The 22166-nt window shown below is 34.6% G+C and carries 23 protein-coding genes; 18 read left to right on the forward strand and 5 right to left on the reverse strand.

Annotated features, from left to right (window positions below; genetic code table 11):
* Positions 1 to 68: 68 nt before the first annotated feature.
* The 4 genes from ORNRH_RS05120 to ORNRH_RS05135 are packed head-to-tail and all read right to left on the reverse strand — an operon-like array spanning position 69 to position 4696.
* A complete protein-coding gene (locus ORNRH_RS05120; RefSeq protein ID WP_014790843.1) occupies positions 69 to 776 on the reverse strand; it encodes an LOG family protein in 708 nt (235 codons plus the stop codon).
* Positions 777 to 779: 3 nt separating this feature from the next.
* Positions 780 to 2093: an exonuclease domain-containing protein gene (locus ORNRH_RS05125; protein WP_014790844.1), complete on the reverse strand. Its 1314-nt coding sequence runs from the start codon at positions 2091 to 2093 to the stop codon at positions 780 to 782.
* 13 nt (positions 2094 to 2106) lie between these two features.
* Positions 2107 to 3654 carry a helicase HerA-like domain-containing protein gene (locus ORNRH_RS05130; RefSeq protein ID WP_014790845.1) on the reverse strand — a complete coding sequence of 516 codons (1548 nt, stop codon included), beginning with the start codon at positions 3652 to 3654 and terminating at the stop codon, positions 2107 to 2109.
* A gap of 55 nt (positions 3655 to 3709) precedes the next feature.
* Positions 3710 to 4696 (reverse strand): endonuclease/exonuclease/phosphatase family protein, encoded by a 987-nt coding sequence (locus ORNRH_RS05135; RefSeq protein ID WP_014790846.1) that lies wholly within the window; start codon positions 4694 to 4696, stop codon positions 3710 to 3712.
* A 367-nt stretch (positions 4697 to 5063) separates the two neighbouring features.
* On the opposite strand from ORNRH_RS05135, the gene ORNRH_RS05140 reads away from it, so the two are divergent.
* The 15 genes from ORNRH_RS05140 (at position 5064) to ORNRH_RS05205 (ending at position 18088) form a co-directional block, all read left to right on the forward strand.
* Positions 5064 to 5411, forward strand: a complete 348-nt coding sequence (locus ORNRH_RS05140; RefSeq protein ID WP_014790847.1) for a hypothetical protein — start codon at positions 5064 to 5066, stop codon at positions 5409 to 5411.
* A gap of 225 nt (positions 5412 to 5636) precedes the next feature.
* Positions 5637 to 6875: a hypothetical protein gene (locus ORNRH_RS05145; protein ID WP_014790848.1), complete on the forward strand. Its 1239-nt coding sequence runs from the start codon at positions 5637 to 5639 to the stop codon at positions 6873 to 6875.
* Position 6876: 1 nt separating this feature from the next.
* Positions 6877 to 7350 (forward strand): hypothetical protein, encoded by a 474-nt coding sequence (locus tag ORNRH_RS05150; protein WP_014790849.1) that lies wholly within the window; start codon positions 6877 to 6879, stop codon positions 7348 to 7350.
* Between the two features lie 14 nt (positions 7351 to 7364).
* Entirely contained in the window at positions 7365 to 8819 is a 1455-nt protein-coding gene (locus ORNRH_RS05155) for a hypothetical protein (protein WP_014790850.1), read from the forward strand.
* Positions 8820 to 8821: 2 nt separating this feature from the next.
* Positions 8822 to 12172 (forward strand): hypothetical protein, encoded by a 3351-nt coding sequence (locus tag ORNRH_RS05160; protein WP_014790851.1) that lies wholly within the window; start codon positions 8822 to 8824, stop codon positions 12170 to 12172.
* Positions 12169 to 13092: a hypothetical protein gene (locus tag ORNRH_RS05165; RefSeq protein ID WP_014790852.1), complete on the forward strand. Its 924-nt coding sequence runs from the start codon at positions 12169 to 12171 to the stop codon at positions 13090 to 13092. Before ORNRH_RS05160 ends, ORNRH_RS05165 begins: the two co-directional genes overlap by 4 nt.
* Position 13093: 1 nt before the next feature.
* Positions 13094 to 14566 carry a hypothetical protein gene (locus ORNRH_RS11570; protein WP_052040735.1) on the forward strand — a complete coding sequence of 491 codons (1473 nt, stop codon included), beginning with the start codon at positions 13094 to 13096 and terminating at the stop codon, positions 14564 to 14566.
* A 5-nt stretch (positions 14567 to 14571) separates the two neighbouring features.
* Positions 14572 to 15192: an OmpA family protein gene (locus ORNRH_RS05175; RefSeq protein ID WP_014790854.1), complete on the forward strand. Its 621-nt coding sequence runs from the start codon at positions 14572 to 14574 to the stop codon at positions 15190 to 15192.
* 5 nt (positions 15193 to 15197) lie between these two features.
* On the forward strand, positions 15198 to 15944 hold the full coding sequence (locus ORNRH_RS05180) for a S1C family serine protease (protein ID WP_014790855.1): 747 nt from the start codon (positions 15198 to 15200) through the stop codon (positions 15942 to 15944).
* Positions 15945 to 16009: 65 nt separating this feature from the next.
* The gene (locus ORNRH_RS12495) at positions 16010 to 16135 is read left to right on the forward strand and encodes a hypothetical protein (RefSeq protein WP_258204768.1); all 126 of its coding nucleotides are present in this window, start codon (positions 16010 to 16012) and stop codon (positions 16133 to 16135) included.
* 32 nt (positions 16136 to 16167) lie between these two features.
* Positions 16168 to 16806, forward strand: coding sequence for a hypothetical protein (locus ORNRH_RS11575; protein ID WP_155814500.1), 639 nt, complete (start codon positions 16168 to 16170; stop codon positions 16804 to 16806).
* 11 nt (positions 16807 to 16817) lie between these two features.
* Positions 16818 to 17117 carry a hypothetical protein gene (locus ORNRH_RS05190; protein WP_014790858.1) on the forward strand — a complete coding sequence of 100 codons (300 nt, stop codon included), beginning with the start codon at positions 16818 to 16820 and terminating at the stop codon, positions 17115 to 17117.
* 1 nt (position 17118) lies between these two features.
* The gene (locus tag ORNRH_RS05195; protein WP_014790859.1) at positions 17119 to 17451 is read left to right on the forward strand and encodes a hypothetical protein; all 333 of its coding nucleotides are present in this window, start codon (positions 17119 to 17121) and stop codon (positions 17449 to 17451) included.
* Between the two features lie 8 nt (positions 17452 to 17459).
* Positions 17460 to 17867, forward strand: a complete 408-nt coding sequence (locus tag ORNRH_RS05200) for a hypothetical protein (protein WP_014790860.1) — start codon at positions 17460 to 17462, stop codon at positions 17865 to 17867.
* Positions 17868 to 17908: 41 nt separating this feature from the next.
* Positions 17909 to 18088 carry a hypothetical protein gene (locus tag ORNRH_RS05205; protein ID WP_014790861.1) on the forward strand — a complete coding sequence of 60 codons (180 nt, stop codon included), beginning with the start codon at positions 17909 to 17911 and terminating at the stop codon, positions 18086 to 18088.
* 1 nt (position 18089) lies between these two features.
* On the opposite strand, the gene ORNRH_RS05210 is transcribed toward ORNRH_RS05205, so the two are convergent.
* Positions 18090 to 19769: an ABC transporter ATP-binding protein gene (locus ORNRH_RS05210; protein WP_014790862.1), complete on the reverse strand. Its 1680-nt coding sequence runs from the start codon at positions 19767 to 19769 to the stop codon at positions 18090 to 18092.
* Between the two features lie 124 nt (positions 19770 to 19893).
* Here ORNRH_RS05210 and ORNRH_RS12125 point away from each other — a divergent pair, with 124 nt between their 5' ends.
* The 3 genes from ORNRH_RS12125 to pncA all read left to right on the forward strand — a co-directional run bounded on the left by ORNRH_RS12125 (position 19894) and on the right by pncA (position 22151).
* A complete protein-coding gene (locus ORNRH_RS12125; RefSeq protein ID WP_014790863.1) occupies positions 19894 to 20049 on the forward strand; it encodes a hypothetical protein in 156 nt (51 codons plus the stop codon).
* Between the two features lie 174 nt (positions 20050 to 20223).
* Positions 20224 to 21540 carry an RIP metalloprotease RseP gene (rseP, locus tag ORNRH_RS05215; protein ID WP_014790864.1) on the forward strand — a complete coding sequence of 439 codons (1317 nt, stop codon included), beginning with the start codon at positions 20224 to 20226 and terminating at the stop codon, positions 21538 to 21540.
* An 11-nt stretch (positions 21541 to 21551) separates the two neighbouring features.
* Positions 21552 to 22151, forward strand: a complete 600-nt coding sequence (pncA, locus tag ORNRH_RS05220) for a bifunctional nicotinamidase/pyrazinamidase (protein ID WP_014790865.1) — start codon at positions 21552 to 21554, stop codon at positions 22149 to 22151.
* The last annotated feature ends 15 nt before the right edge of the window (positions 22152 to 22166 follow it).

Consider the following 22166-nt stretch of genomic DNA (forward strand, 5'->3'; position numbering starts at 1 on the left):
CTTACCAAAAATAAATAAAAAAGCGGAATTGGTGTGATTCCGCTGTATGATTTTTATAATGAAAGCCGTTAAAAATTCTGTTTTACGGCATATTTATCATAGAATTTTTTGATGTGTTCCACGGCTTCTTCTGCGGTATCGACTAAGCGGAATAATTTTAAATCATCTTCGCTGATTTTTCCTTCTTCGATCAAAACATTTTTAAACCAATCAATCAAGCCGCCCCAGTATTTTTTACCGACTAAAACGATTGGGAAACTACCGATTTTATCGGTCTGGATAAGTGTCATCGCCTCAAAAAGTTCGTCGAGCGTGCCAAATCCGCCTGGCAAAACAATGAAGCCTTGCGCATACTTTACAAGCAAAACTTTGCGAACAAAAAAGTAATCAAATTGATGACTTAGTTTGGGGTCTATATACTTGTTGTTGCCTGCCTCAAAAGGGAGTTCGATACCCAGCCCTACTGATTTTCCACCGCCTTGTTTGGCACCTTTGTTGGCAGCTTCCATGATGCCTGGGCCTCCACCCGTAATTACGCCAAAGCCTAGCTTGGTAACGCCATAAGCGATTTCTTCTGCCAATTTATAATATTTGCTTGTAGATGCTGTGCGTGCCGAACCAAAAATGGAAACGCAAGGTCCGATTTTGGACATGCTTTCAAATCCGCGTACAAACTCGCTCATGGCTTTTAGCACCATCCAAGAGTCGTTGGTTTTTAGCTCGTTCCAGTCTTTTTGTTTAAATTTTTCGGATATTCTTTTATCTTCTTCTATCATTTTTTATTTCGGTTTTTCGTTGTTAAGTGGTTTAATTTTCAAACTTTTGCTTTGGTATAAAAAAGTTTTAATCAAAGCTTTGTTTATAGCATTGGAGTGCAAGGAAATTCCTAATTTCTCACGAATTTTTCCGTCTTCTAATTGATTGTGAAGGCTAAAGAATCCGTAGTGGTGTAGCTGATTGTTGATAATACTTACAAATGTATTTTCTTGCGGATTTCTGCCTTTATCTATGATTAAAAAATCCCTTTGCGGAAAGTCCAAAAATTGTTTTAAATCCTTAATTTTTTTACTTCGTTCCTTGGCGGAATCTTCTGCTGTGAGTTTAAATTTTTGGCTTAAATCATTTAAGGCATTAAAAGCTTTTTTGCGTGTTGAAAATAGCAATAGCGGACTGCGTCGCGTTTTTAATATTGTGCTGATTTCCAGCGATTGCATGCCACTTGATTTTTCTTTTTGAATAAATAATCCGTATGAGAAATAATTGCTTTTTCGGTTTAGGATTTTCTTGTGTGTTTTTTTCTCCTCGTTGATTTTTAATAATGCGATTAAAAAACTGCCCGTTGCCTCGTGCGAAATCCTTGCTACCTTGCGCTGGATTTTTTGTTTTTCTTTCAGCGATGAGGCAAAATCTCGGTTCACTTCTGCGGCAATGTTTTTTGCCGCTTTGATGTAGAAAATCTCGCCTTTCTGGTTGTGGTAGTAGTAAACGCCCGTATAGGTAGGAAGATTTTTTTGCAAAGCCAAAAGCTTTTTAGTCAATTGGGTAGGGGCTTTTTCGCTGCCCGATTGAGTTTGGCTTTCGATGATTTTTTTCTCGGTGTCTTTTTCTTTCAATAATTGAAAAAGTTTTACCGTAGCCACGGTGTCGCCCTGCGCTCGGTGGCGATTGGTGAGCGGAATGCCGAGCGATTTGCATAATTTACCCAAAGAATACGACTCCTCGTCGGGAATGAGTTGCTTGCTCAGTTCTAGCGTGTCGAGCGTATTGCGTTTAAAATCATAGCCTAAGGATTTAAATTCCTGTTGAAGCATGCGATAATCAAAATGCACACCATGCCCTACGATGATGCAGCCCTCGGTGATTTCTACAATGCGTTTGGCGATTTCGTGAAATTTAGGTGCGCGACGCACCATTTTATTGGTAATTCCCGTGAGTTCTTGCACATAAGGCTCGATTTCGCGCTGTGGATTTACCATAGAGCCAAACTGATCGCTGATTTCCTCGTCGGTGATTTGGTAAATCGCAATGTCTATGATTTTTTCCTCGCCCCGCTTTCCGTTGGTAGCTTCTATGTCTAAAACAGCATATTTCACAAAAATGGAAAATTTATCTTCTTCTTGTTTTTTTAATTCCTAAAACGCCCAAAATAGAACGCGTGATTTCGCGCGTAAATGTTCTGCCTAAATCTCTCGCCATTCGGCTGTTGATCACTTCTTCCATAAAGGATTTATCTTGTTTCTTTTTGGTGTTTGAGGCTTGTGGTTTTGCTTTTTCTGGTACCTCTTGCTGTGCAGATTCTTCCATGCGACGCGTTAAAATCTCATAAGCAGAATCACGATTTATGTCCTGAGCATATTTGGTAACCAATTTAGATTGAGCAACTAAATTATTTAATTCCGTTTCAGTCAAAACATCCATGCGAGATTGTGGTGTTTCCAGATAAGTGTGCACGAGTGGTGTTGGCGTTCCTTTTTCGCTCAAAGCCGTAATGAACGCTTCTCCGATTCCAAGCTGGGTGATGAGCTGATCGGCATCGTAAAATTGTGTAATCGGGTAATTCTCTACCGCTTTTTTGATTTCCTTTCGGTCTTTAGCCGTGAAACCTCTCAGCGCGTGTTGCACTTTTAGCCCTAATTGGCTCAATACGCCATCTGGAATGTCGCCTGGCACTTGGGTTACGAAATACACGCCTACGCCCTTTGAACGGATTAATTTAACCACGGTTTCAATTTGGTTTAAAAGTGTTTTGGAGGCTTCGTTAAAAATCAAATGCGCCTCGTCAATAAAAATGCACAATTTAGGTTTTGTGGCATCTCCCACCTCTGGGAAAGTGGCGTAAATTTCAGCCAAAAGACTTAGCATAAAAGTAGAGAACAGTGCAGGCTTGTTTTGAATATCGGTGAGGCGTACAATGCTTATGGCACCACGCCCGTTGCGTACTTGCAATAAATCATCTACTTCAAACGAAGGCTCGCCAAAGAATTTATCGGCACCTTGTTGTTCTAGTGCAATGATTTTTCGCTGAATGGCTCCCACCGTAGCACCAGAAATACTGCCGTATTCGGCTTTTAACTTTTCTTGTCCTTCGGGGTTGTCTTTTACATACATCAAGACTTTTTTCAAGTCGTCTAAATCAATCAACGGCAAAGCATGGTCGTCGCTGAATTTAAAAATCACCGAAATTACGCTTTCTTGTGTTTCGTTTAGGGCTAAAATTTTACTTAACAAAACAGGTCCAAACTCCGTAACGGTGGCTCTAAGTCTTGCGCCTTTTTCCTCGCTTAAGCTTAAAAACTCAACGGGCATTCCGTTGGCTTTGTATTGCATATCGAGTAGCTTATATCGTTCGATGATTTTAGGATTAGTCGCATCGCCTGGCATGGCAAGTCCGCTAAGGTCGCCCTTTACATCCATCACAAGACTTGGCACGCCCGCATCTGAAAGTTGTTCCACAATCAGCTGCATGGTTTTGGTTTTTCCCGTTCCCGTGGCACCCGCAATAAGCCCGTGGCGGTTCATGGTTTTGAGCGGAATGTTTACAGCTGCGTCGGGGATTACGACATCGTCGAGTTTTCCTTTGCCTATGCTTATGTATTCGCCTTTGGGGCTATAACCTTGTTGAATTTCTTGGATAAAAGATGCTTGATTGCTCATGTTTGTGCGTGGATTTTTTAGGGTTAAGTCAGTTTTTTAGAAATACAAAAATAAATTATTTTTTGGGATTGAAGTTAAACTTTACGATGACTGGAAAATGGTCTGAGTATGGGACGCGATCAATTTCCACTTGGTGCACGCCAAAATCTTTAGACGCAAAAACATGGTCTATTCTAATAGGGAATTGGTAATCGTGAAATGTAGTGCCTAGTCCATTTCCTCCAGCCACAAATGCGTCTTGTAGGGTATTCCCAATTTTGTAATATTCGTACGACGACGGCACTGCGTTGAAATCGCCCGCTACGATGATGGGGTATTTGGTTCTGGCAATGAGGCGTGCAATCTCGTTGGCTTCGCGTTGATGTGTGCCAAACGAGCTAGAGAGTTTGGCGGTTACAACGCGTGTACTTTCCTTGAGTCCTTCGGTTTCTGTGGCTTTAGCAAACATTTTTTTCGTCAGTCGAGTAGAGGAAAGGTGCACATTTATTACACGAATTGTATCGTTGCGAAACTTAATGTCGGCATAGCAAGCACGGAGCTTTCGGTCTCCGAGTTTTAATTGTTTAGATTCAATAATGGGGTATTTGCTTAAAATGCTAATGGCTTGATAATTTTCTACATAAGGATAGCCGTCGTCTAGCACATGTTTGCGCCCTTGTGGTAATTCTTGCAAAAATACGATATCTGGGTTTTTCTCTTTGATGAATGGTTTGATGTTGCCTTTGTCTTTGCTTAAAACTTTTAAGTTATAAGTCATAATGGTGAGGTTGCTTTCTGGCGATTTGTTGCCTCCCCATATATGATAAATTTTATTAAAGGGAATGAGTAGTCCTAAGCTCAAAGCCAGCATCAGTACGCCCACTTTTCGGTGAAAAATGAACCAGTAAATTAATAATAAAAAGTTGAGCACAAAAACAATTGGGAAGATGAGTGCAGCATAAGAAAAGCAGATGCAAAAGCTGGGTGGCACCCACTGGTTCAGGAACACGCTGTACCCAAGGAGCAATAAAATAAGATTGATTAAAAGGATAATATATTTCATAAGGATTCTTGCAAAAATCGCTACAAATGTAACTATAATTTATAGGAAATGGCGAATGTGTTGCGGGAAATTGGATTTTGAAAAATGAATGAAATATCACATATTGTTTTTCGGGATATTAAAGAAAAACTTGCTATATTTGGCAAAAATTAACGAATTTAGATTTTGAGGAGTCAAAAAAATGTTTGAATAAGTAATTTGAATACAGAAGGGGAAACCGAAAACCTTATAGAGTAGGCAATTTTTTAAATTTATTTAATGTGAAAAACTACATTTTTTCTATTGCTAGCTTTTCCTCTCTTGGGGTAAGTAAAAGAGGTAAAGATCTCAATATAACTTATGAGTTTAAATTCGTCTATGTATTTGAATGGATACAGAAAAAATATTGCCATTTTTGAGTGAAGATTCATATTTTGTTACGGTTCATGTAGCCGATAATGGTGATAGGTGTATAGATTTTATGGATCCTTCAGAACGCAGAGGAAGACAATTGGTGGAAAGTTCAAAGTTTGACGAAGGTCAATTAATGATATTTGAGTGGAAAGAGGGTAAGAAGGATCCTGCATTTAGTATGACATTTAATGTAAGTTCAGATAAGCGGGAGGCTCTTGAATTGCTTGTTGTGGACAAATTGCTGAAAAAGTCTTTGGGATTAAAGAATGATTCTATTTATAAAGGGGCTTATTATATTTTGGTAAAAACGCCAATGCGTTAAGGCTAGATGTATTTAAAATTTGTTTTTTTTATAAAACTTTGAATGTTTTATATTTCATAAGAATTCCGATAAAAATACTATAAGAATCTATAGAAAGAACTTATGTTTGTCTAAAAAAATGTAAATGTGTCGTGCGAGAGATTTTTGTGTTAAAAAAATAAAATAATAATCTTAATTTTACTTTTAAGGGGGTGATTTTTCGTATATTTGGCGAGATTTAACAAGATGAAAAGAAATATGATGAGATTTTTTAGTGTGCTGCTTTTATTCGCGTTTATGATAATTGGTTGTTCGCGTAAGGCTGAAAGGAATACAAGTAGTGATAAAGTTGCTGAAGTTGAGAAAAGTGAAGTAGTACCTATTATCAACGTTTTTTTAGAAAATTCAGGTAGTATGGATGGTTATGTTGAGGGGGTGACAGAGTTTGAACAATCTATTTATAGCCTTTTGAGTGATATTCGAATTTCTAAAGTTTCGGACAGCTTGAATTTATTTTACATAAATAGTAATATAATCCCTCAGGGGAGTGACGTTGAGTCTTTCATAAATAACTTGGATTCTAAATCTTTTAGGGATAAGGGAGGAAATAGAAGCTCGTCTGATTTTTCGGATGTTTTGAAAAAAGTTTTGGAAGAAACCAGTAAAAATGAAGTTTCAATTTTCATTTCTGACTGTATTTTTTCGCCAGGTAAGGATAGTAATGCTGCGGAATATCTAATTAATCAGCAGATCGGGATAAAAAATGCTTTTGCTTCAGCTTTGCAGATTAACTCACGAATGTCTGTTGTTGTGTTGCAATTAAATTCAAAGTTTAAAGGTAGTTATTATAATATTAATGACGAGCCAGTTGATTTTGATGGAGAACGACCATTTTATATCTGGTTTATGGGGAGTCATAAATATTTGAAGAATATATTTAGTAAAGTTAATATAGGGAAATTAAAAGGGGGAAGTGTGCAAAATATCTTTGTGCAAATTCCAGAAATCGAAAAATTAAAATATGGTTTGTTGAGATATCCTAAAAAAGGAAATTTCACACAAGTTGATTATAATACGATTGAAGATGCAAAATATAATGCAGCGACAGGAGGTTTTATGTTTGCGGTTGGTGTAGATTTTTCAGATGTACTGTTGGGTGATAAGTATTTATTGGACCTAGATAATTACGAAGTTAGCGATAAAGGATATCGTATAGATGTATCAAAACAAAGAGAAGGGAAATATACTCATAATATATTGTTTAGTACTGATAGAAAAATAATTCCAATGTCAGTAATCCGAGTTGTTTTGAAGAATGAATTTCCTAAATGGGTTGAGTCTTCCAATGATGATGTAGGTGTAGACATCCAATCTAAAGACTCCCAAGGTAAAACCTTTGGGTTGAAATATTTGCTTGGTGGTGTTTATGATGCATATGAACAAGATGGGTGTTTTATGAAATTTAAGATAAATGTAAAAAGTTAATATGGATTTTTTTAGAATTGTTTTTAGTTGGTTTAATGGCTTATATAGTCAGGAGTTTTATGATTTTTTATCTGGATGGAGTTGTTTTAATCAAGATTACTCCAATGTAGAATATTTTACAAGGATTGGTTTATTTACTATTGTTACGACATTAATTTTTGTATATGTTTTTTATTATGTTATTAATCATCCGAGGTTTTCGAGATGGTATCATTGGCTTATATCATTGATCGTTTCTTCACTCATTAATTTTGTTTGGAGTTATGTTTACGTATATAATTTAGTTTATTCAGGCGTTGTAGAAGATTGTTTGCTTTATAGAAAAAACGAAAATGGTGAAGATATCCAGTTAATTACTGGAACTGATTTTTTTGGTTTAGCTTTTACTGTAGCAATTTTTACTGCATTTCTCTTCTTATTGTTTTCAATTGTTCTAAAGTGGAAGAGTAGAAACGCTAAGCATTGTCCATTTTAAAAAAAAATCTAATTATGAGTAAGTTATATGTTTTTGGAATAGGTGGAACTGGAGCGAGAGTGTTGAAATCTTTGACCATGTTACTCGCGGTAGGAGTGAAATTAGGTGCTAACGAAGTAGTGCCTATCATTATTGATCCGGATTTTTCTTGTGCGGATCTAACAAGAACAATCGATCAAATGAAAAGATATAAGAAAATTAGGGAGGCAATTTCCACAACACTGACTGATGCGAATAAAAATAGATTTTTTAAAACATTGGTAAATATAGATAATGTGAGCTTAACATTGACTGAAACAAGAGATAGGTCCTTTAGGGACTACATAGGATATTCTCATATGCAAAACGATGAACTTAAATCGAATTATGCATTGACATCAATGTTGTTTTCTGATAAAAATCTGAATTCGAATATGAATGTTGGGTTTAAAGGTAACCCTAATATAGGAAGTGTTGTATTGAATCAGTTTTTGCAGTCTGATGAGTTTATGAATTTTGCATCCAGTTTTGAAGATGGTGATTCAATTTTTGTTGTGAGTTCAATTTTTGGTGGTACTGGAGCCAGTGGCTTCCCTCTGTTGGTTAAGAATTTAAGAAATCTGCCTGATACAATCCCTAATCATAATTTGATTAAGAATGCTGTAATTGGAGCCTTAAGTGTTTTGCCGTATTTTAGAGTTTCTAAAGATGAAAGCAGTGAAATTGATTCCTCTTCATTTATCTCAAAAACAAAAGCAGCGTTAAGCTACTATGATAGAAATTTGAACGAAGTAAATGTTGTTTATTACATTTCTGATAATTTGACAAAAGAATACGATAACTCAGAGGGAGGAACTCAACAAAAAAATGCAGCTCATTTTGTTGAGTTAGCATCAGCCTTATCTATTATTGATTTCTCATTCATGTCTAGAGATAATTTAGTTGTAATTAATGGAGTGCCCCAAGAGATAACTTACAAAGAGTTTGGCGTAAATGATCAGGTTGAAAACTTAATCTTCAATAATTTAAGTGAAGAGGTTAATTCGATGGTTCAGCGAAAAATGTTGCAATATCAACTTTTTGTAAAATACATAAAAAATCAGATTTCGGATAGTGCTGAAAAACAAACTTGGAGTAAAGATAGTGGTTTGGGCAGAGATTTTATCACTTCTAATTTTTTCCAATCAACTCTTAATGATTTTAACATGAATTATCTTGAATGGTTAAGGGAAATGTCTACAAATAGACGAGGTTTTTCACCTTTTAGCGATGAAGATGAGAAAAAAGGGCTTTTTCATATAATGAGTGGTGTAGATCCTAAGAAATTAGGTTTTTTTGGTTTAGGGAAAGACAATTATACTTTGTTTGATGATTCTCTTAATACCGAAGTCCAAAATGTTTCTAAGTTGTTAAATCAAGAATCAAAATTTTTTGAATTGTTCTATCGAGCTACAGATTCTTTAATTAATAAAAAATTTAATGTTAAATAACTATGTCTTACGTATTTAGGCTACACGATGATGGTGTAAACACTATAACAGGATGGGGGAACTCAACAAAGTATGGAGCTCAGACAATTTCTAAAATTATTGATCCAGATGGAGCTAAAGCCAGCAGGGAAATAACTTCTATTCCATCACCTTTTGCAAGAATCGATTTAATGAAGACTGCATTTAAATCTGTAGTTTCTTCTGGTAACCTTGAGGGAGATACGATATACCATAAAATGGTGTCAGACGCTTTTGACGTTGGACAAATATTTTTTGAGATTGATAAGTATAGTGACTTCATAGAGATTGTTGAGTGGGACAAGGAAAGAGATTTAAGACAATTATTAAACTCTAATGTAGTTGGACACAAACAACTTGCTGAAAGTTATCGAGTCTTTTTGGAGCAAGATGCTAGAGTTTTAAATTTTGATAGGTTAAAAAAGTTGTATTTCCTAAATTATACAAAAGGAGTGCGCGAAATAAATATTATTGGGGCGACATCTCCAGCTACACTTTTTTTTACAAGCGCCAATAATTTACAGGCAGTAGGTGAAAAGATACACTTTGGGAAAGATAAACCTTTCGATGAAAAATATGCACCACTATATTCAAGAGATATAGAGTACCAAAAATTTTGGTATATGATGAAGAGGTATATTCCAGAGTTTACCAATCTATTTACTGAGGTTTCTGATTATTTAGAAAAAAGTTTTGAGCTGTTATCTGATTCAGATAGAGATGCGATACAAAATATGAGAAGAGAGGACTTTTTAGCATTAAATGAAGTGCAAATAGGTCCAGGTAATAGTGTACAGATTCTAGATACAGAAGATTTTATACTAAGGAAAAGAACACAAGATTTATCTAAAATTTCAGATGAAAGTGATTTTGCTATAAGTTCAACGATTGATAACAATGGGCTTAAGCCATTGGTCTTGCCTATTGAGAAATTTACAAAGCCTTATAAATATGTAAACGATACTTGGGTGGCAGATAATTGCGCTCCTTTGTTGGATGGTAGGTCTTTGGATAACAGAGTTTTGCCATTTGAAGGGACTAGGTATCCATATCTTACTATTGGAGATTTTTTAGAGTCTAAGATTGTTGAAATTCCATCAAAAATAAATAAAACTAGTTTTTTTGATGGGCATTATCATGGAAATAATGAGCATGTTGGTTATTTATTACCAATTAAAAAAGAATTTTTTAAATATTTCACTCCAAAGGATTTGATGGGGGAGGTTGAGAATGGTAAAAAAATGTTTGAAATAAAACAAGAGTTACAAGGAAATGCTGTTTCTGTAACCCTTAGAATACCAGTAAGAAAAAATTTCATTGAGTATCAAAAAACGTATTTTAGAGGAAATGTTTTAGAAGGATTTCAAGAAAGAGATGGTAGGATTGTAAATCTTGAATTTGATTTAGCCGTTTTACCAAATTTTTCATTTAAAGAAGAGTCGTCTGCAAATTATAGAGTTGTTTTTAATGCTGATTTTGAAAGATTTAATGATTTTAAATTGGGGCTTTATAAGGGCGGAGAATGCTTGCCAGAAGATTCTATAAAAACAGCATTAAGAAATGAAACTGTTAGTGGAGCTAAAAAAACAGGTGTGTTTTCATTTAAAAGAAATTTTGATTTTATTACACTAAGCAATGAAAGAAACGATGTGAATTTTGTAGTTGTTCCTAAATTTAGAGAAACAGCCGTCCCGACTAAAGAATTTGAATTTGCTATTGATTTAGGTACAACAAATACACATGTTCAATATAGAATAGACAATGGGGTTTCCTTCCCTCTTAACATTAGAGAAGAAAATACACTAATTTCTTATCTATCTAACCCTACTGATGAAGTTAGAGATATATTTGATAAAGATTTGTTGCCTCAAACCATTGAAGATAAAGTCTTTCCAATAAGAACAGCATTGTCTGAGGCTCAATCAACAGATTGGAATGCTACCGTTTGGCCTCTTGGTTTGTACAATATCCCATTTTTGTTCCAGAAAAAAACAGAGAATGGATATAATAAAACTTATACCAATCTAAAGTGGGGTATCGATGAAGTCGGAAAAGCAAGACTGAAAGCGTTTATTGATAACTTGATGTTTATTTTAAGAAATAAAGTCTTAAGAGATAATGGCGTTTTAGAAAGAACAAAGATAAAATGGTTTTATCCAATAAGCATGAGTCAAGTTCAAAAGGCGCTTATGTCTGAACTTTGGAAAGAATCCTATGAAGAGTATTTCTTAGGGGATACAGGAAATGTTTCTAGCATGAACGAATCTATTTCGCCATATTATTATTTCAAAGAAGATTTGTTAAACTTTTCAACATTTGTAAACATAGATATAGGAGGGGAAACATCTGATATTGTGATTGCCGATCCAAATGGGGTGAGAAAAATATCTTCCGTAAGATTTGCATCTAATTCTATTTTTGGAAATGTAGTTGTAAGAAGAGCGGGATTGATCCAAAGTGGAATCTTGAAAAATTTTAAGGATAAATATAAAGATCTCTTATCGAGTAATAATTTTGGTGAGCTTGGAAATGTATTGAATACTTTTGTAGAGTCAGGCGATTCTGCAGATCTTGCTTCTTTTCTGTTTTCATTATCAAGTAACAAAGCAATAGTAGATAAAGAATTGTCTCGAATATTTGATTTTAATAGATTACTTGCCGAGGATAGTAATTTTAAAATTATATTTATAATTTTCTATGCTGCTCATATTTATCATTTAGCGAGTCTTATGAAAGCCTCAGATATTGAAAAGCCGAATAACATTGGTTTTAGTGGAAATGGTTCTAAGGTATTAAAGTGTATCACGCCAGATATTCAAACTCTAGAAAAATTTACCAATAAAATTTTCAATGAAATTTATGGAGATAGTGATTCAAATATTCAATTAATCTTCAATAAAAATCCAAAGGAGGCTACATGCCTAGGAGGTCTTATGAGCAATAAAGAGAATGAGAATGTGCGAGATCTTAGAGTTATGCTTGATGCGTCAACTATGGGCCAAATATCATCAGGATTTAAATTGGCTGATTTAAAGTCCGATGAATATTTAAAATCAGTTGAAGATCAAGTCATCAATTTTTTAGAATTCATATGGGATTTGAATAGTTCATTCTCTTTTGAAGATAACTTTGGAGCCGATAGAAGAACTGTAGATCTTTTCAGAGACGAGTCTAGGGAAAACATAAAGAATTATATTTCTAACAAACTCCGTCAAAATACAGAGGGCATGAACGAAGATGAAATTTTAGAAGAAACACTTTTCTTTTATCCTCTCTCAGCAATGTTCTATGAGTTATCCAATAAAATATATCAAAACCTTAACCAACAGTCATGAGAGTGAAAAACTATCTAAAGTATATAATGTTTTGTTTATTTCTCGCTTCATCTTGTAGTAGAGGGGCAGAAAACAATAAGGCTATTACCTCGACACTTCAAGAGCAATTAGGCACGCAACAAAGAACAGGGGCGAGTTCAAGTATAAGAAAAAGTAAAAATGTTTCGGATGCATCAAAAGTAAAGCAAATGATAAAAAGTGAAAAAGATTTGTTTTTGTATTTTTTTGTATTCTTGCTTTTTGCAGGGGTTTCGTATTTATATATTCTTTATTTCCTTAAAAAAAGAGATAATAGTCTTGAAAAAGATGATGATTCATTAGAATCGCAAAACCATGATAACTCTTTAGCCAATAATTCAAAATCAATTGATAATAGAGATGCAAGAGGGCTTCAAGATTTACAATCGAGTTTTGAAGATAAACTTAAAGAAGCAAAAAAAAGGCTTGAAAGTACAAATCTAAAGATTGAAGAACTAGAAGGTAGGGTGAAACAACTAGAAGAGAGTGTGAAAATTTTAGAAGAAAAAGCTACTGCACAAGAAGAAGCTACAGCTATTTTTTCGGAGCAAAAAAATGATGAAGACACCTCTCATACAAAAGAAAATGAGTCTGTAGAAAAAATCTATTTAGGAAGACGGAAAGGTGAGTTTTTGACAGAGTTCCCTTCACTAGAAAGCAGTAACGAAATTTACTATAAGATTATTAAGAAAGATGGAAATATAGGCTATTTTGAATTCTTTATTCCCAATATAGATAAATTAAATAATAATCCAGATGCAATTATCGATGGCGTAGGCGAGAGAGAAAATTACAATTGTTCGCATGTGAAAGAAATTAAAACCACTAAGTATGGAAAGGTAGAAAGTGTAGGTAATGGAAGATGGAAAATAATCGAAAAAGCAAAAATTGATTTAAAATAGGATGACACATAATTTTTTAATAACGATCTGTGTGATTGTGATTCTTTTAATACAACTCAATTACTTCATCTCGTTGTGGCGAAAAATAAGCAAGTATAGAGACTTGTTTATTTATAGAAAAATTGACTATGAGCAAGAGAACGATGAGGTGATAGGGATTAGAATGACTGATGCTAAAAGTGAAACGACAAAAAGCATTTTAGACCAAATTAATCAATATCTTTCAAAAAATGTAGGAAGAGCAAACGATTTTTATTTAATAAAAGACATTGTTGACAGAAAATGCGATTCAATTGAAGATGAAATAGAAACTCAAGTTCCAATGCCGTTATATTTAGGACTAATGGGAACAATGATTGGAGTTTTATTAGGTATTTATGAATTAATCTCCTCAAGAGGCCTATCAAGCTTGTTGAGTGGTGGAGATAGTTCTGAAGCAGCCTCTGGAGTAGAATCACTACTGTCTGGTGTAGCCTTAGCAATGATTGCAAGCTTTTTCGGTGTGCTTTTGACAACCTTAGGTGCCAGTATTTTGAAAAAAACTAAAGTAAAGGTTGAAGATAATAGAAATAATTTTTTAAGTTGGATTCAAGCAGAACTCTTACCAAATTTATCATCAGGCCTTTCGCAGGTCCTAGATAAAATGACAGATAATTTATTGAAGTTCAATAAAACCTTTTCACAAAACACGGATGAGTTAAGAGATATCTTATCAACAGTAAATGTTACATATGAAAGTAATGTGGAAGTGTTGGAAGCTATTAATTCGTTAAATATAAAGAAGTTGGCAATGACCAATGTAATGGTTTTTGATAAACTGGAAAGCTGTACAGATGATTTGGAAAGATTTTCTAATTATATGTTTTCAGTTAATGAATATTTAAGTAATGTTCGATCCCTAAATGATAAATTAGACGAAAACGAAAATAGAACAAAACTTATTGAAGAACTAGCTGATTATTTCAAAAAAGAAAGATCAAACTTTAATAATTGGAATTCCGGAGTAACAAAGGCTGTTGTTGAAGTGTCCCATGAATTGGAAAAATCGGTTTATAACCTTAAAGATTTTGCCGATAATCAAATGAACACTTATTTATCTACCCTAATTGAGACACACAAAGTTTTTTTAGATAGTTTAGATAAAGTTAGAGAAAGAGAGGTAGCTTTAATAACGAAAAGTTCGCATGATTTTGAAACTATAGTAAAAGAAATCAAAGGTATTGCTGATATAAAAGAAGTTTTGGTTGAATTTATAAAACAATCAAAAGAGCAAAAGCAGGAATTGGTGAACCTCACAAATTCAATAAAATCTATAGAGAAGATTAGAGTAGAAGTAGTAGATGAAGTAAAGAAAAAAAGTCGCAAAAAGGAAAGCCCGCTAGAATCAATTAATGGTGATAAGGGTATTGAGGTGCAAAGAGAAAAAAAGACAAACAAGTTCAAAGAATGGTTTAAAAATATCTTTAAAATGTAACATATATGAAGAAAAAAAAAGAATCATTTTTTTGGGCTAGCTATTCAGATTTGATGACATCATTGTTTTTCATTATGCTAGTGCTTTTTATACTTTCGATTACATTGTTAAATAGCAATATAAAAGCAAAACAAGAGCAGCTAGATAAAATTACTGAAATTGAGCAAGCTACAAAAAATATTGATTCTACTTATTTTTGGTATAGTCCCACATACAAAAAACATATCTTGAAAATAAATGTAAACTTTAAAAAAGGTAGTTCTGAACTGAAAAATGATATTGATTCATTAACCTTAGCTGGCTTGAAAAAAGCAGGGATTTCTATAAAAGATTTTATAGAAAAAATATCAGAGGCTCATCCAGAAGTTCAGTACTTGTTAATCATTGAAGGGCAGGCGTCAAGAGATGATTATAAGTACAATTATGAGTTAAGTTATAAGAGAGCCTTAGCTCTTAAAGATTATTGGGAAAAAACTGGATTAGATTTTGGGGAAAAATGTGAGGTTTTAATATCGGGAAGTGGAGATGGGACATATAGTGGAACAGGATTTATGAGGGAAAAAGATGAGCCTAAAAATCAAAGATTTTTAATACATATATTACCCAAACCTGGAATTGTTAAATAATTTAGATGAAAAAATTGTTCGTATTTTTCATTTGTTCGTTTGTCATATTGGTATTTGCTTCTTGTGAAAACAAAAGGCATAAACCGAAATCTTTAAAAAAAAACGAACAAACACCAAAAATTGAGAATGAAAATTCATCCAATGATGATAAAATTAGTATCAAGGAAATAAAAGATTTTACGCCTGATATTAGAATGCTCAGTGGAAAAGAAATTTTTGACAGATATAACTCAGCAGTATTTATGATTGTTTCTCAAAATATGGATCAGATATCACAAGGTTCAGGTTTCTTCATATCAGAAAAAGGTATAGGTGTAAGTAATCAGCATGTACTAAATAAAGATAATTTGGCAAAATCCAAAGTTATCTTGTCTAATAACGAAGTGTATGGAATAGAAAGAATCGTTTATGAAGATAAAAAAGATGATTTAGTCATTTTCGTTATCGATGATGCGTATAAAGAGTTTAATTTTCTTCCCATGACGAGTAATGAAATAAATGTAGGGGACAAAGTTTACGCAATTAGTAGTCCACTAGGGCTGCGTAACACACTATCTTCGGGTGAAATATCTCAATTTAGAGGAGAAAATTTAATACAAATTAGTGTCCCAATAGACCATGGCAGTAGTGGAGGGGCTCTGATTAATCAATATGGTGAGGTAATAGGAGTAACAACAGCTGGTCGTGATGATTCTGGAGCAAACCTTAACTTTGCTATTAATTTAAATAAGGTACTTGATAAAATCTTGTAAAATGAAAAGAAGTTTGATTTTAATAATTTTAGGAATTTTCCTTTTTGTCGGAGCATATAATGCTTATGAGTATGCAATCGGGGGCTCATGTAATCCCAATGGTACATGTAGTGCTTGTAAAAATTGTAAATATTGCAAGAATTGCTCAAAAAATGGTGGAACTTGTAGTGTATGTAGGTAAAGAGTTTTAAATATGATTAAAAGAATTTCAACAATATTTTTAATGATTGCGTTATTTTTTTCGTGTAAAAAAAATAACACTATCTCAAATGGAGATTTAGACAATACATTTAGTAGTAGCGTTGCAGATGTTGACCCGATTGTTTCTTTCCGAGAGCAGGAAGAAAATAAGAGCGAAAATCAACAATCTCTAGAATCAGAATTAGAAGAGCTGAAAAGTCAAGGCTGGAATGAAGAGGCTTTGAGCAATGGGGTTATGCCATCTTGTTACAACTTTAAATCAAAAAGATCTAAAATTGACAATTCCCTAGAAATTACGGTGGGAAGTGGAACAGATGTAGTTGTGAAATTAATGAGTTTAAAAAATGATAAATGCATAAGATATGTGTACATTAATAGTGGGACAACTTATTCAATAAACAATATTCCTGAAGGTAAATACTATTTGAAAATTGCTTATGGGAAAAATTGGATCTCAAAAGTTGAAGATGGTAGATGTGTAGGTAAATTTTTAACCAATCCATTGTATGAAAAAGGAGATGATATTCTGGATTATAATATTCAGTACACCGCAACAGGATATAGCGTTCCAAGTTATAATCTTCAACTAGATGTTATTTCCACTAACATGTATAATTCATTTAATTCTTCAAATATTTCCGAAGAATCTTTTAATCAATAAAATCAAAAACAATGAGCAGAGTTCAATTAATCATAATATTTATAGGATTTAATTTACTGTCAAGTTGTAATTTTTTTCATTCAGAAAATGAATATCAAGACTTGTTGAAATCATATGAAAAACAGGAGGCAAAATTAGCCGAATGTAAAGAAGTAAATTTTCAATGGAAGAAAAAATATGATAGTCTTCAAATTCAATTTGATGAACTAAAGGTAACGAGGGAAAAAGAAAAAGACAATTTTAGAGAATTGCAATTCGACTACAATATGTTAAGAATTAGAAGCGAAGAATTGCGTAAAAGTTTAAAATAAAATGCAAAGAAAAATCGTGACTTTAGCATTTTTGCTAGGGGTTATCTCTTGCGGAAAAGATTATGAGGAAAAAACATATTTCTCCCCATCTCCAAATGAAGGGATGCAAAAGCTCAAAATAGTTGAAAATGATTACTACGATGGAGTGCATGTTCGGGTTTATGATACAGAAGACATAGATGGGGAGGAGGTTTATGTTGCTCCTTATGTGGATGAAGATGATTTCAAAAAATTCTACAAAAAACATATGGAAATGAAAAAAGAATACGAAAATCTGAAAAAACGCTACGATATAATGGTTGCGGAGTATATGAAACTTGTTAACAAACAATAATTAATGATATGAAAATGAAGATAAGGCTATTTTTTGTTTTATTTTTTCTAGCGTTTAATACGCTTTATTCACAGAACAAATTCAGAGTTGATTACAACTATGTTTCATTTTACGATGAGAGAGTTGGCGATTGGAGTAAGTGGGAGTTGGGAGACAATACATTTGTAATAAATATTAACGATAGAGGTGATATAGCGCATCTTCAGGCTAACGGAGAGACAGTAATTTACAGAAAGCTTAGTGGCGTTGAAGAGGGAACAACCTCCGATGGACATCATTATCAAATAATTAAAGCTCTTGATGGTGATGGTGATGTTTTCACTTTTCAACTTTTTGATGAGAAAACATTAGGATTAAAGCTGATGTACGGGAATTTTTTAATTCAATTCGCATCTTTTTCTCAAAGATTGAACTAAGAAACTAGCAATTTTATTTTACAATTAAAACCCTTCAAAAAATGAAAAAAAACATTTTAATCATAATTTTAGGCATACTCCTTTGTGCGGGAGTTTACGGAGCATACGAGTATGCCATGGGCGGAAGATGCAACCCAAATGGAAAATGCAAAGCCTGCACCAATTGCAATTATTGCAAAAACTGCTCAAAAAACAAAGGGACTTGTAGCGTTTGCCGATAACCTAAACCCTCGGAATTGCAGCAATCAAATCCCGAGTATATTGCGTTTTGGGATTTTGATAAATATCTTCGGCAAAGCCATATTCTTGCATTTTTCCGTGTTGGAGTACAATCAGGCGATCGCTCATGTATTTCACTACCGATAAATCGTGCGAAATAAATAAATAAGTAAGCCCAAAATCCGATTTTAAGTCATTTAATAAATTCAAAACTTGCGCCTGCACCGAAACATCAAGTGCAGAAACACTCTCATCGCAAATGATAAGTTTCGGTTTCAGGGCAACTGCTCTGGCAATCCCAATTCGCTGACGCTGTCCGCCCGAAAATTCGTGCGGATATTTGTTTAAATCACTGGCGTGCAAGCCCACAATTTCAAGCAAATTGGCAGCTTGATTTCTTCTTTCAGCGGCAGAATTTCTGATGCCGTGAATTTGCATTGGTGTAGTAATAATTTCGCCCACCGTTTGCATGGGATTTAAGCTTGAGTAAGGATCTTGAAAAATAATTTGAATCTCTTTTCTAAGTTTTCGCAATTCCCTTGTGCTCAGTTTGGTGATATCTTTCCCTTGATACCAAACGCTGCCTGCAGTCGGTTTTTCGAGCATGAGGAGCGTGCGACTAAGCGTCGTTTTTCCGCTGCCCGATTCTCCCACAAGCCCGAGCGTTTCGCCAGGGTAAATTTCAAACGAAATATCTTGCACCGCTTTGATTTCCTCCTTTTTGAAAAGCCCTGTGTGTGCCGTAAAATATTTTTGCAAAGACTTAATTTCAATCAAAGGCTTTTGAGCATAAATTTTTTCGTATTTCTGGACGCGTTCTTCGGGCGTTTCGGTTTTGAAAACAAAATCCTTGTTTTCGGTAAAATCTTCAATTGTAGGCAGTTTTACAATTTTTTCGTCCAGTTTTGGTCGGCATTCAATAAGCCCTTTAGTATAATTCTCTTTCGGATTTAAAAATATCGACTGTGCCGAACCTTTTTCTACCAAATCGCCACGATACATCACCATCACAGAATCGCAAATCTGCGAAATCACGCCCAAATCGTGCGAAATGAAAATAATGCCCATTTTGTAATTTTTCTGCAATTTTTTTAAAAGCTGCAAAATCGCTTTTTGCACCGTAACATCTAGTGCCGTTGTGGGCTCGTCGGCAATCAGAAGTTGGGGTTCGCAAATCAACGCAAGCGCAATCATCACCCTTTGTTTTTGTCCGCCCGAGAGCTCGTGCGGATATGCCTTAAAAATTCGTTCAGGAGAGGGCAGTTCTACTTCTTCAAACAAAGAAAGCACCTTTTGTTTAGCGTCTTTTTTGCTGATTTTTTGGTGGAGCAATAAATTTTCCATCACTTGGTCGCCGCAACGCAAACTCGGGTTGAGCGAGGTCATCGGTTCTTGAAAAATCATGCCCATGTTTTTGCCTTTCAGCGAAGTATGATTTTTAGCCAAAAGGTCGTAAGTTTCTCTTTCTGTGGTAAAAAGAATTTTTCCCTCGGTGCGTGCATACTTGGGCAAAAGATGCATAATGGCAAGCGAAGTAAGCGATTTTCCGCTACCAGATTCGCCCACGATACCCAAGATTTCGCCCGCCGAAAGAGTGAAAGAAAGATTATTTACCACTTTTTTGTCGCCAAATGAAATGCTTAGATTTTCAACTTTTAATAAAGATTCGCTCGCTTGTTGCACGCTATTAAAATTCTTAGGTTAAAGACAAAAGTACGAGAAATTTTTTAGAAACATAGATTGTTTATTTAGGATGGTTTTGTCCTTAAATTTATTTTGTTATATTTGTGTGGTTAAATCAAAATCTATGAAATTACTATATGTTTTAATTGCATTTTTAGCGGGAATCGGAATCACATTTTTATACAACAAAGGAATGTTGCACGAAGTGAGCCCTTTGTGGCTTGTAGTTCCTTTTGTTTTAGTTCCGTTTCTAAGAAAATATTTATGGAAACGACAATGATGATATAATTGAAAAAATATTTAAAAAACGCCTTTTTAGGCGTTTTTTTATTTTGGTATCAAATATGCTTAATTTTCTGCGCTAACTTTTTTAGAAAAAGGTCTAAATTAAAAATTTAAAAGTTATTTTTGCAATTCATTCAATTTTAAAACATAAAATAGAGTACAAAAAGATATGGAAGCAGCATTAATCAAAGCCGCACAGTTTTTATTGATATTATCATTGCTTATCGTTTTACACGAAGGAGGACACTTTGCCGCCGCTAAATTATTTAAAACTAGAGTCGAAAGATTTTTCTTGTTTTTTGATGTGAAATTCGCTTTGTTTAAAAAGAAAATCGGAGACACCGTTTACGGGATCGGATGGTTGCCATTAGGCGGCTATGTGAAAATTGCGGGCATGATCGACGAAAGTATGGACACCGAACAAATGAAAAGCGAGCCAAAGCCTTGGGAGTTTCGTTCTAAACCCGCTTGGCAACGATTGATCATCATGCTGGCAGGGATTTTTGTCAATTTGGTATTAGCAATCGTGATTTTTGCCGTGATGAGCTACAAAAACGGGAATACTTATATCAATGTCGATAAAATGTCGCAGGGCGTAGTTGTGGATAGTGCACAAGCTCGTTTAGGGCTAAAGACAGGCGACATTCCTGTGGGGGTAAATGGCATTGAATACGATAATCTTCATCAGATTTTAACCAAAGCCTTGATGGAGGGCGGAACCCTTGAGGTGAAACGAGATGGCAAAATCGTGAAATTACCGATTACTTTACAAGACAGAGCTAATATGCTCGCGTTGCAAAAAACTTATTTCTTGCCTGCAGAGCCAATCGTGGTGGATAGTGTTTTGGCAGGAGGCACCGCCTTTAAGGCAGGTTTGGAAAAAGGTGATGTGTTGAAGCAAATCAATGGTCAGCCCATCGAATCGTTTACCGCGTTTGCAAGAGAAGTAAAAGCCAATGCTAATAAGAAAATTAATCTAGAAGTGGAAAGAAATGGCGAGTTGAAAGATCTTGAAATCCCTGTAAATTCAGAGGGATTGATTGGTGTGGCGCCTGCCTTTAATCTTGAAAAATTCACTTCGCACGAGGATTATACCTTTATTCAATCTTTGGAGCAAGGCGTAGATAAAACCTTTTCTTTAATCACCAATCAAATTCAATCATTTGCCTTGTTGTGGGAGCTAAAAGGCGAAGCTACAAAATATGTTTCTGGACCGATCGGTATGGCAAAAGCATTGCCTGCAACTTGGGATTGGGATTATTTCTGGAATTTTACAGCCATGCTTTCTGCAGTATTGGCGTTTATGAATATTTTGCCTATTCCAGGGCTAGATGGTGGGCACGCTTTGTTTACTATTTATGAAATGATTACAGGGCACAAGCCAAGCGATAAATTCATGGGAATAATGCAGATGATTGGAGCCATTATTTTGATTAGTTTAATGGTCTTTATCTTTGGAAACGACATTTTTAATCTCATGCGATAAATATTCAGATCATGAAAACACTTTTAATCGTAGATGTTCAAAACGACTTTATGCCATACGGAGCCTTGCCTGTGGCTAAGGGCGATGAGGTGGTGCCTTACATCAACCAAATTATAGAATCTTATGATTTGGTGGTGGCAACGCAAGATTGGCACCCTGCAAACCATAAAAGTTTTGCAGCAGAGCATGACGGGAAAAATCCGTTTGATGTCATTGATTTAAATGGCATTCAGCAAGTTTTGTGGCCTACGCATTGCGTGCAAGCAACAGAGGGGGCGGAGTTTCATCCAGATTTAAATGCCAAGCCGATTGAAGTCGTTTTCAGAAAAGGAATGAATCCCGAAGTGGACAGCTATTCAGCTTTTTTCGACAATGATAAAAAATATGCCACACAGCTTTCAGGTTTTTTGAAGGCTAAAGGCGTTAAGGAGATAGATGTCGTGGGCTTGGCGGCAGATTATTGTGTGTTTTATTCTGTGCAAGATGCTTTGAGAGAAGGTTTTAAAGTTAATTTGCATTTAAAGGGGACGCGTGCCATTGATCCCAAAAATTTTGAAGAAAATATTTTGAAGGAATTAAACCAAAATCCAAATTTTAAAAGTATTTCTTAACGAAAGATATTTATT

Source organism: Ornithobacterium rhinotracheale DSM 15997 (assembly GCF_000265465.1).
In the GTDB taxonomy this organism is placed as follows: domain Bacteria; phylum Bacteroidota; class Bacteroidia; order Flavobacteriales; family Weeksellaceae; genus Ornithobacterium; species Ornithobacterium rhinotracheale.

Bases quoted from the DNA above. Each gene is read 5' to 3' on its own strand.
- ORNRH_RS05120 (WP_014790843.1), bottom strand. From the start codon at position 776: ATGATAGAAGAAGATAAAAGAATATCCGAAAAATTTAAACAAAAAGAC.
- ORNRH_RS05130 (WP_014790845.1), bottom strand. From the start codon at position 3,654: ATGAGCAATCAAGCATCTTTTATCCAAGAAATTCAACAAGGTTATAGC.
- ORNRH_RS05135 (WP_014790846.1), bottom strand. From the start codon at position 4,696: ATGAAATATATTATCCTTTTAATCAATCTTATTTTATTGCTCCTTGGG.
- ORNRH_RS05140 (WP_014790847.1), top strand. From the start codon at position 5,064: ATGGATACAGAAAAAATATTGCCATTTTTGAGTGAAGATTCATATTTT.
- ORNRH_RS05145 (WP_014790848.1), top strand. From the start codon at position 5,637: ATGAAAAGAAATATGATGAGATTTTTTAGTGTGCTGCTTTTATTCGCG.
- ORNRH_RS05150 (WP_014790849.1), top strand. From the start codon at position 6,877: ATGGATTTTTTTAGAATTGTTTTTAGTTGGTTTAATGGCTTATATAGT.
- ORNRH_RS05155 (WP_014790850.1), top strand. From the start codon at position 7,365: ATGAGTAAGTTATATGTTTTTGGAATAGGTGGAACTGGAGCGAGAGTG.
- ORNRH_RS05160 (WP_014790851.1), top strand. From the start codon at position 8,822: ATGTCTTACGTATTTAGGCTACACGATGATGGTGTAAACACTATAACA.
- ORNRH_RS05165 (WP_014790852.1), top strand. From the start codon at position 12,169: ATGAGAGTGAAAAACTATCTAAAGTATATAATGTTTTGTTTATTTCTC.
- ORNRH_RS11570 (WP_052040735.1), top strand. From the start codon at position 13,094: ATGACACATAATTTTTTAATAACGATCTGTGTGATTGTGATTCTTTTA.
- ORNRH_RS05175 (WP_014790854.1), top strand. From the start codon at position 14,572: ATGAAGAAAAAAAAAGAATCATTTTTTTGGGCTAGCTATTCAGATTTG.
- ORNRH_RS05180 (WP_014790855.1), top strand. From the start codon at position 15,198: ATGAAAAAATTGTTCGTATTTTTCATTTGTTCGTTTGTCATATTGGTA.
- ORNRH_RS12495 (WP_258204768.1), top strand. From the start codon at position 16,010: ATGAGTATGCAATCGGGGGCTCATGTAATCCCAATGGTACATGTAGTG.
- ORNRH_RS11575 (WP_155814500.1), top strand. From the start codon at position 16,168: ATGATTGCGTTATTTTTTTCGTGTAAAAAAAATAACACTATCTCAAAT.
- ORNRH_RS05190 (WP_014790858.1), top strand. From the start codon at position 16,818: ATGAGCAGAGTTCAATTAATCATAATATTTATAGGATTTAATTTACTG.
- ORNRH_RS05195 (WP_014790859.1), top strand. From the start codon at position 17,119: ATGCAAAGAAAAATCGTGACTTTAGCATTTTTGCTAGGGGTTATCTCT.
- ORNRH_RS05200 (WP_014790860.1), top strand. From the start codon at position 17,460: ATGAAAATGAAGATAAGGCTATTTTTTGTTTTATTTTTTCTAGCGTTT.
- ORNRH_RS05205 (WP_014790861.1), top strand. From the start codon at position 17,909: ATGAAAAAAAACATTTTAATCATAATTTTAGGCATACTCCTTTGTGCG.
- ORNRH_RS12125 (WP_014790863.1), top strand. From the start codon at position 19,894: ATGAAATTACTATATGTTTTAATTGCATTTTTAGCGGGAATCGGAATC.
- rseP (WP_014790864.1), top strand. From the start codon at position 20,224: ATGGAAGCAGCATTAATCAAAGCCGCACAGTTTTTATTGATATTATCA.
- pncA (WP_014790865.1), top strand. From the start codon at position 21,552: ATGAAAACACTTTTAATCGTAGATGTTCAAAACGACTTTATGCCATAC.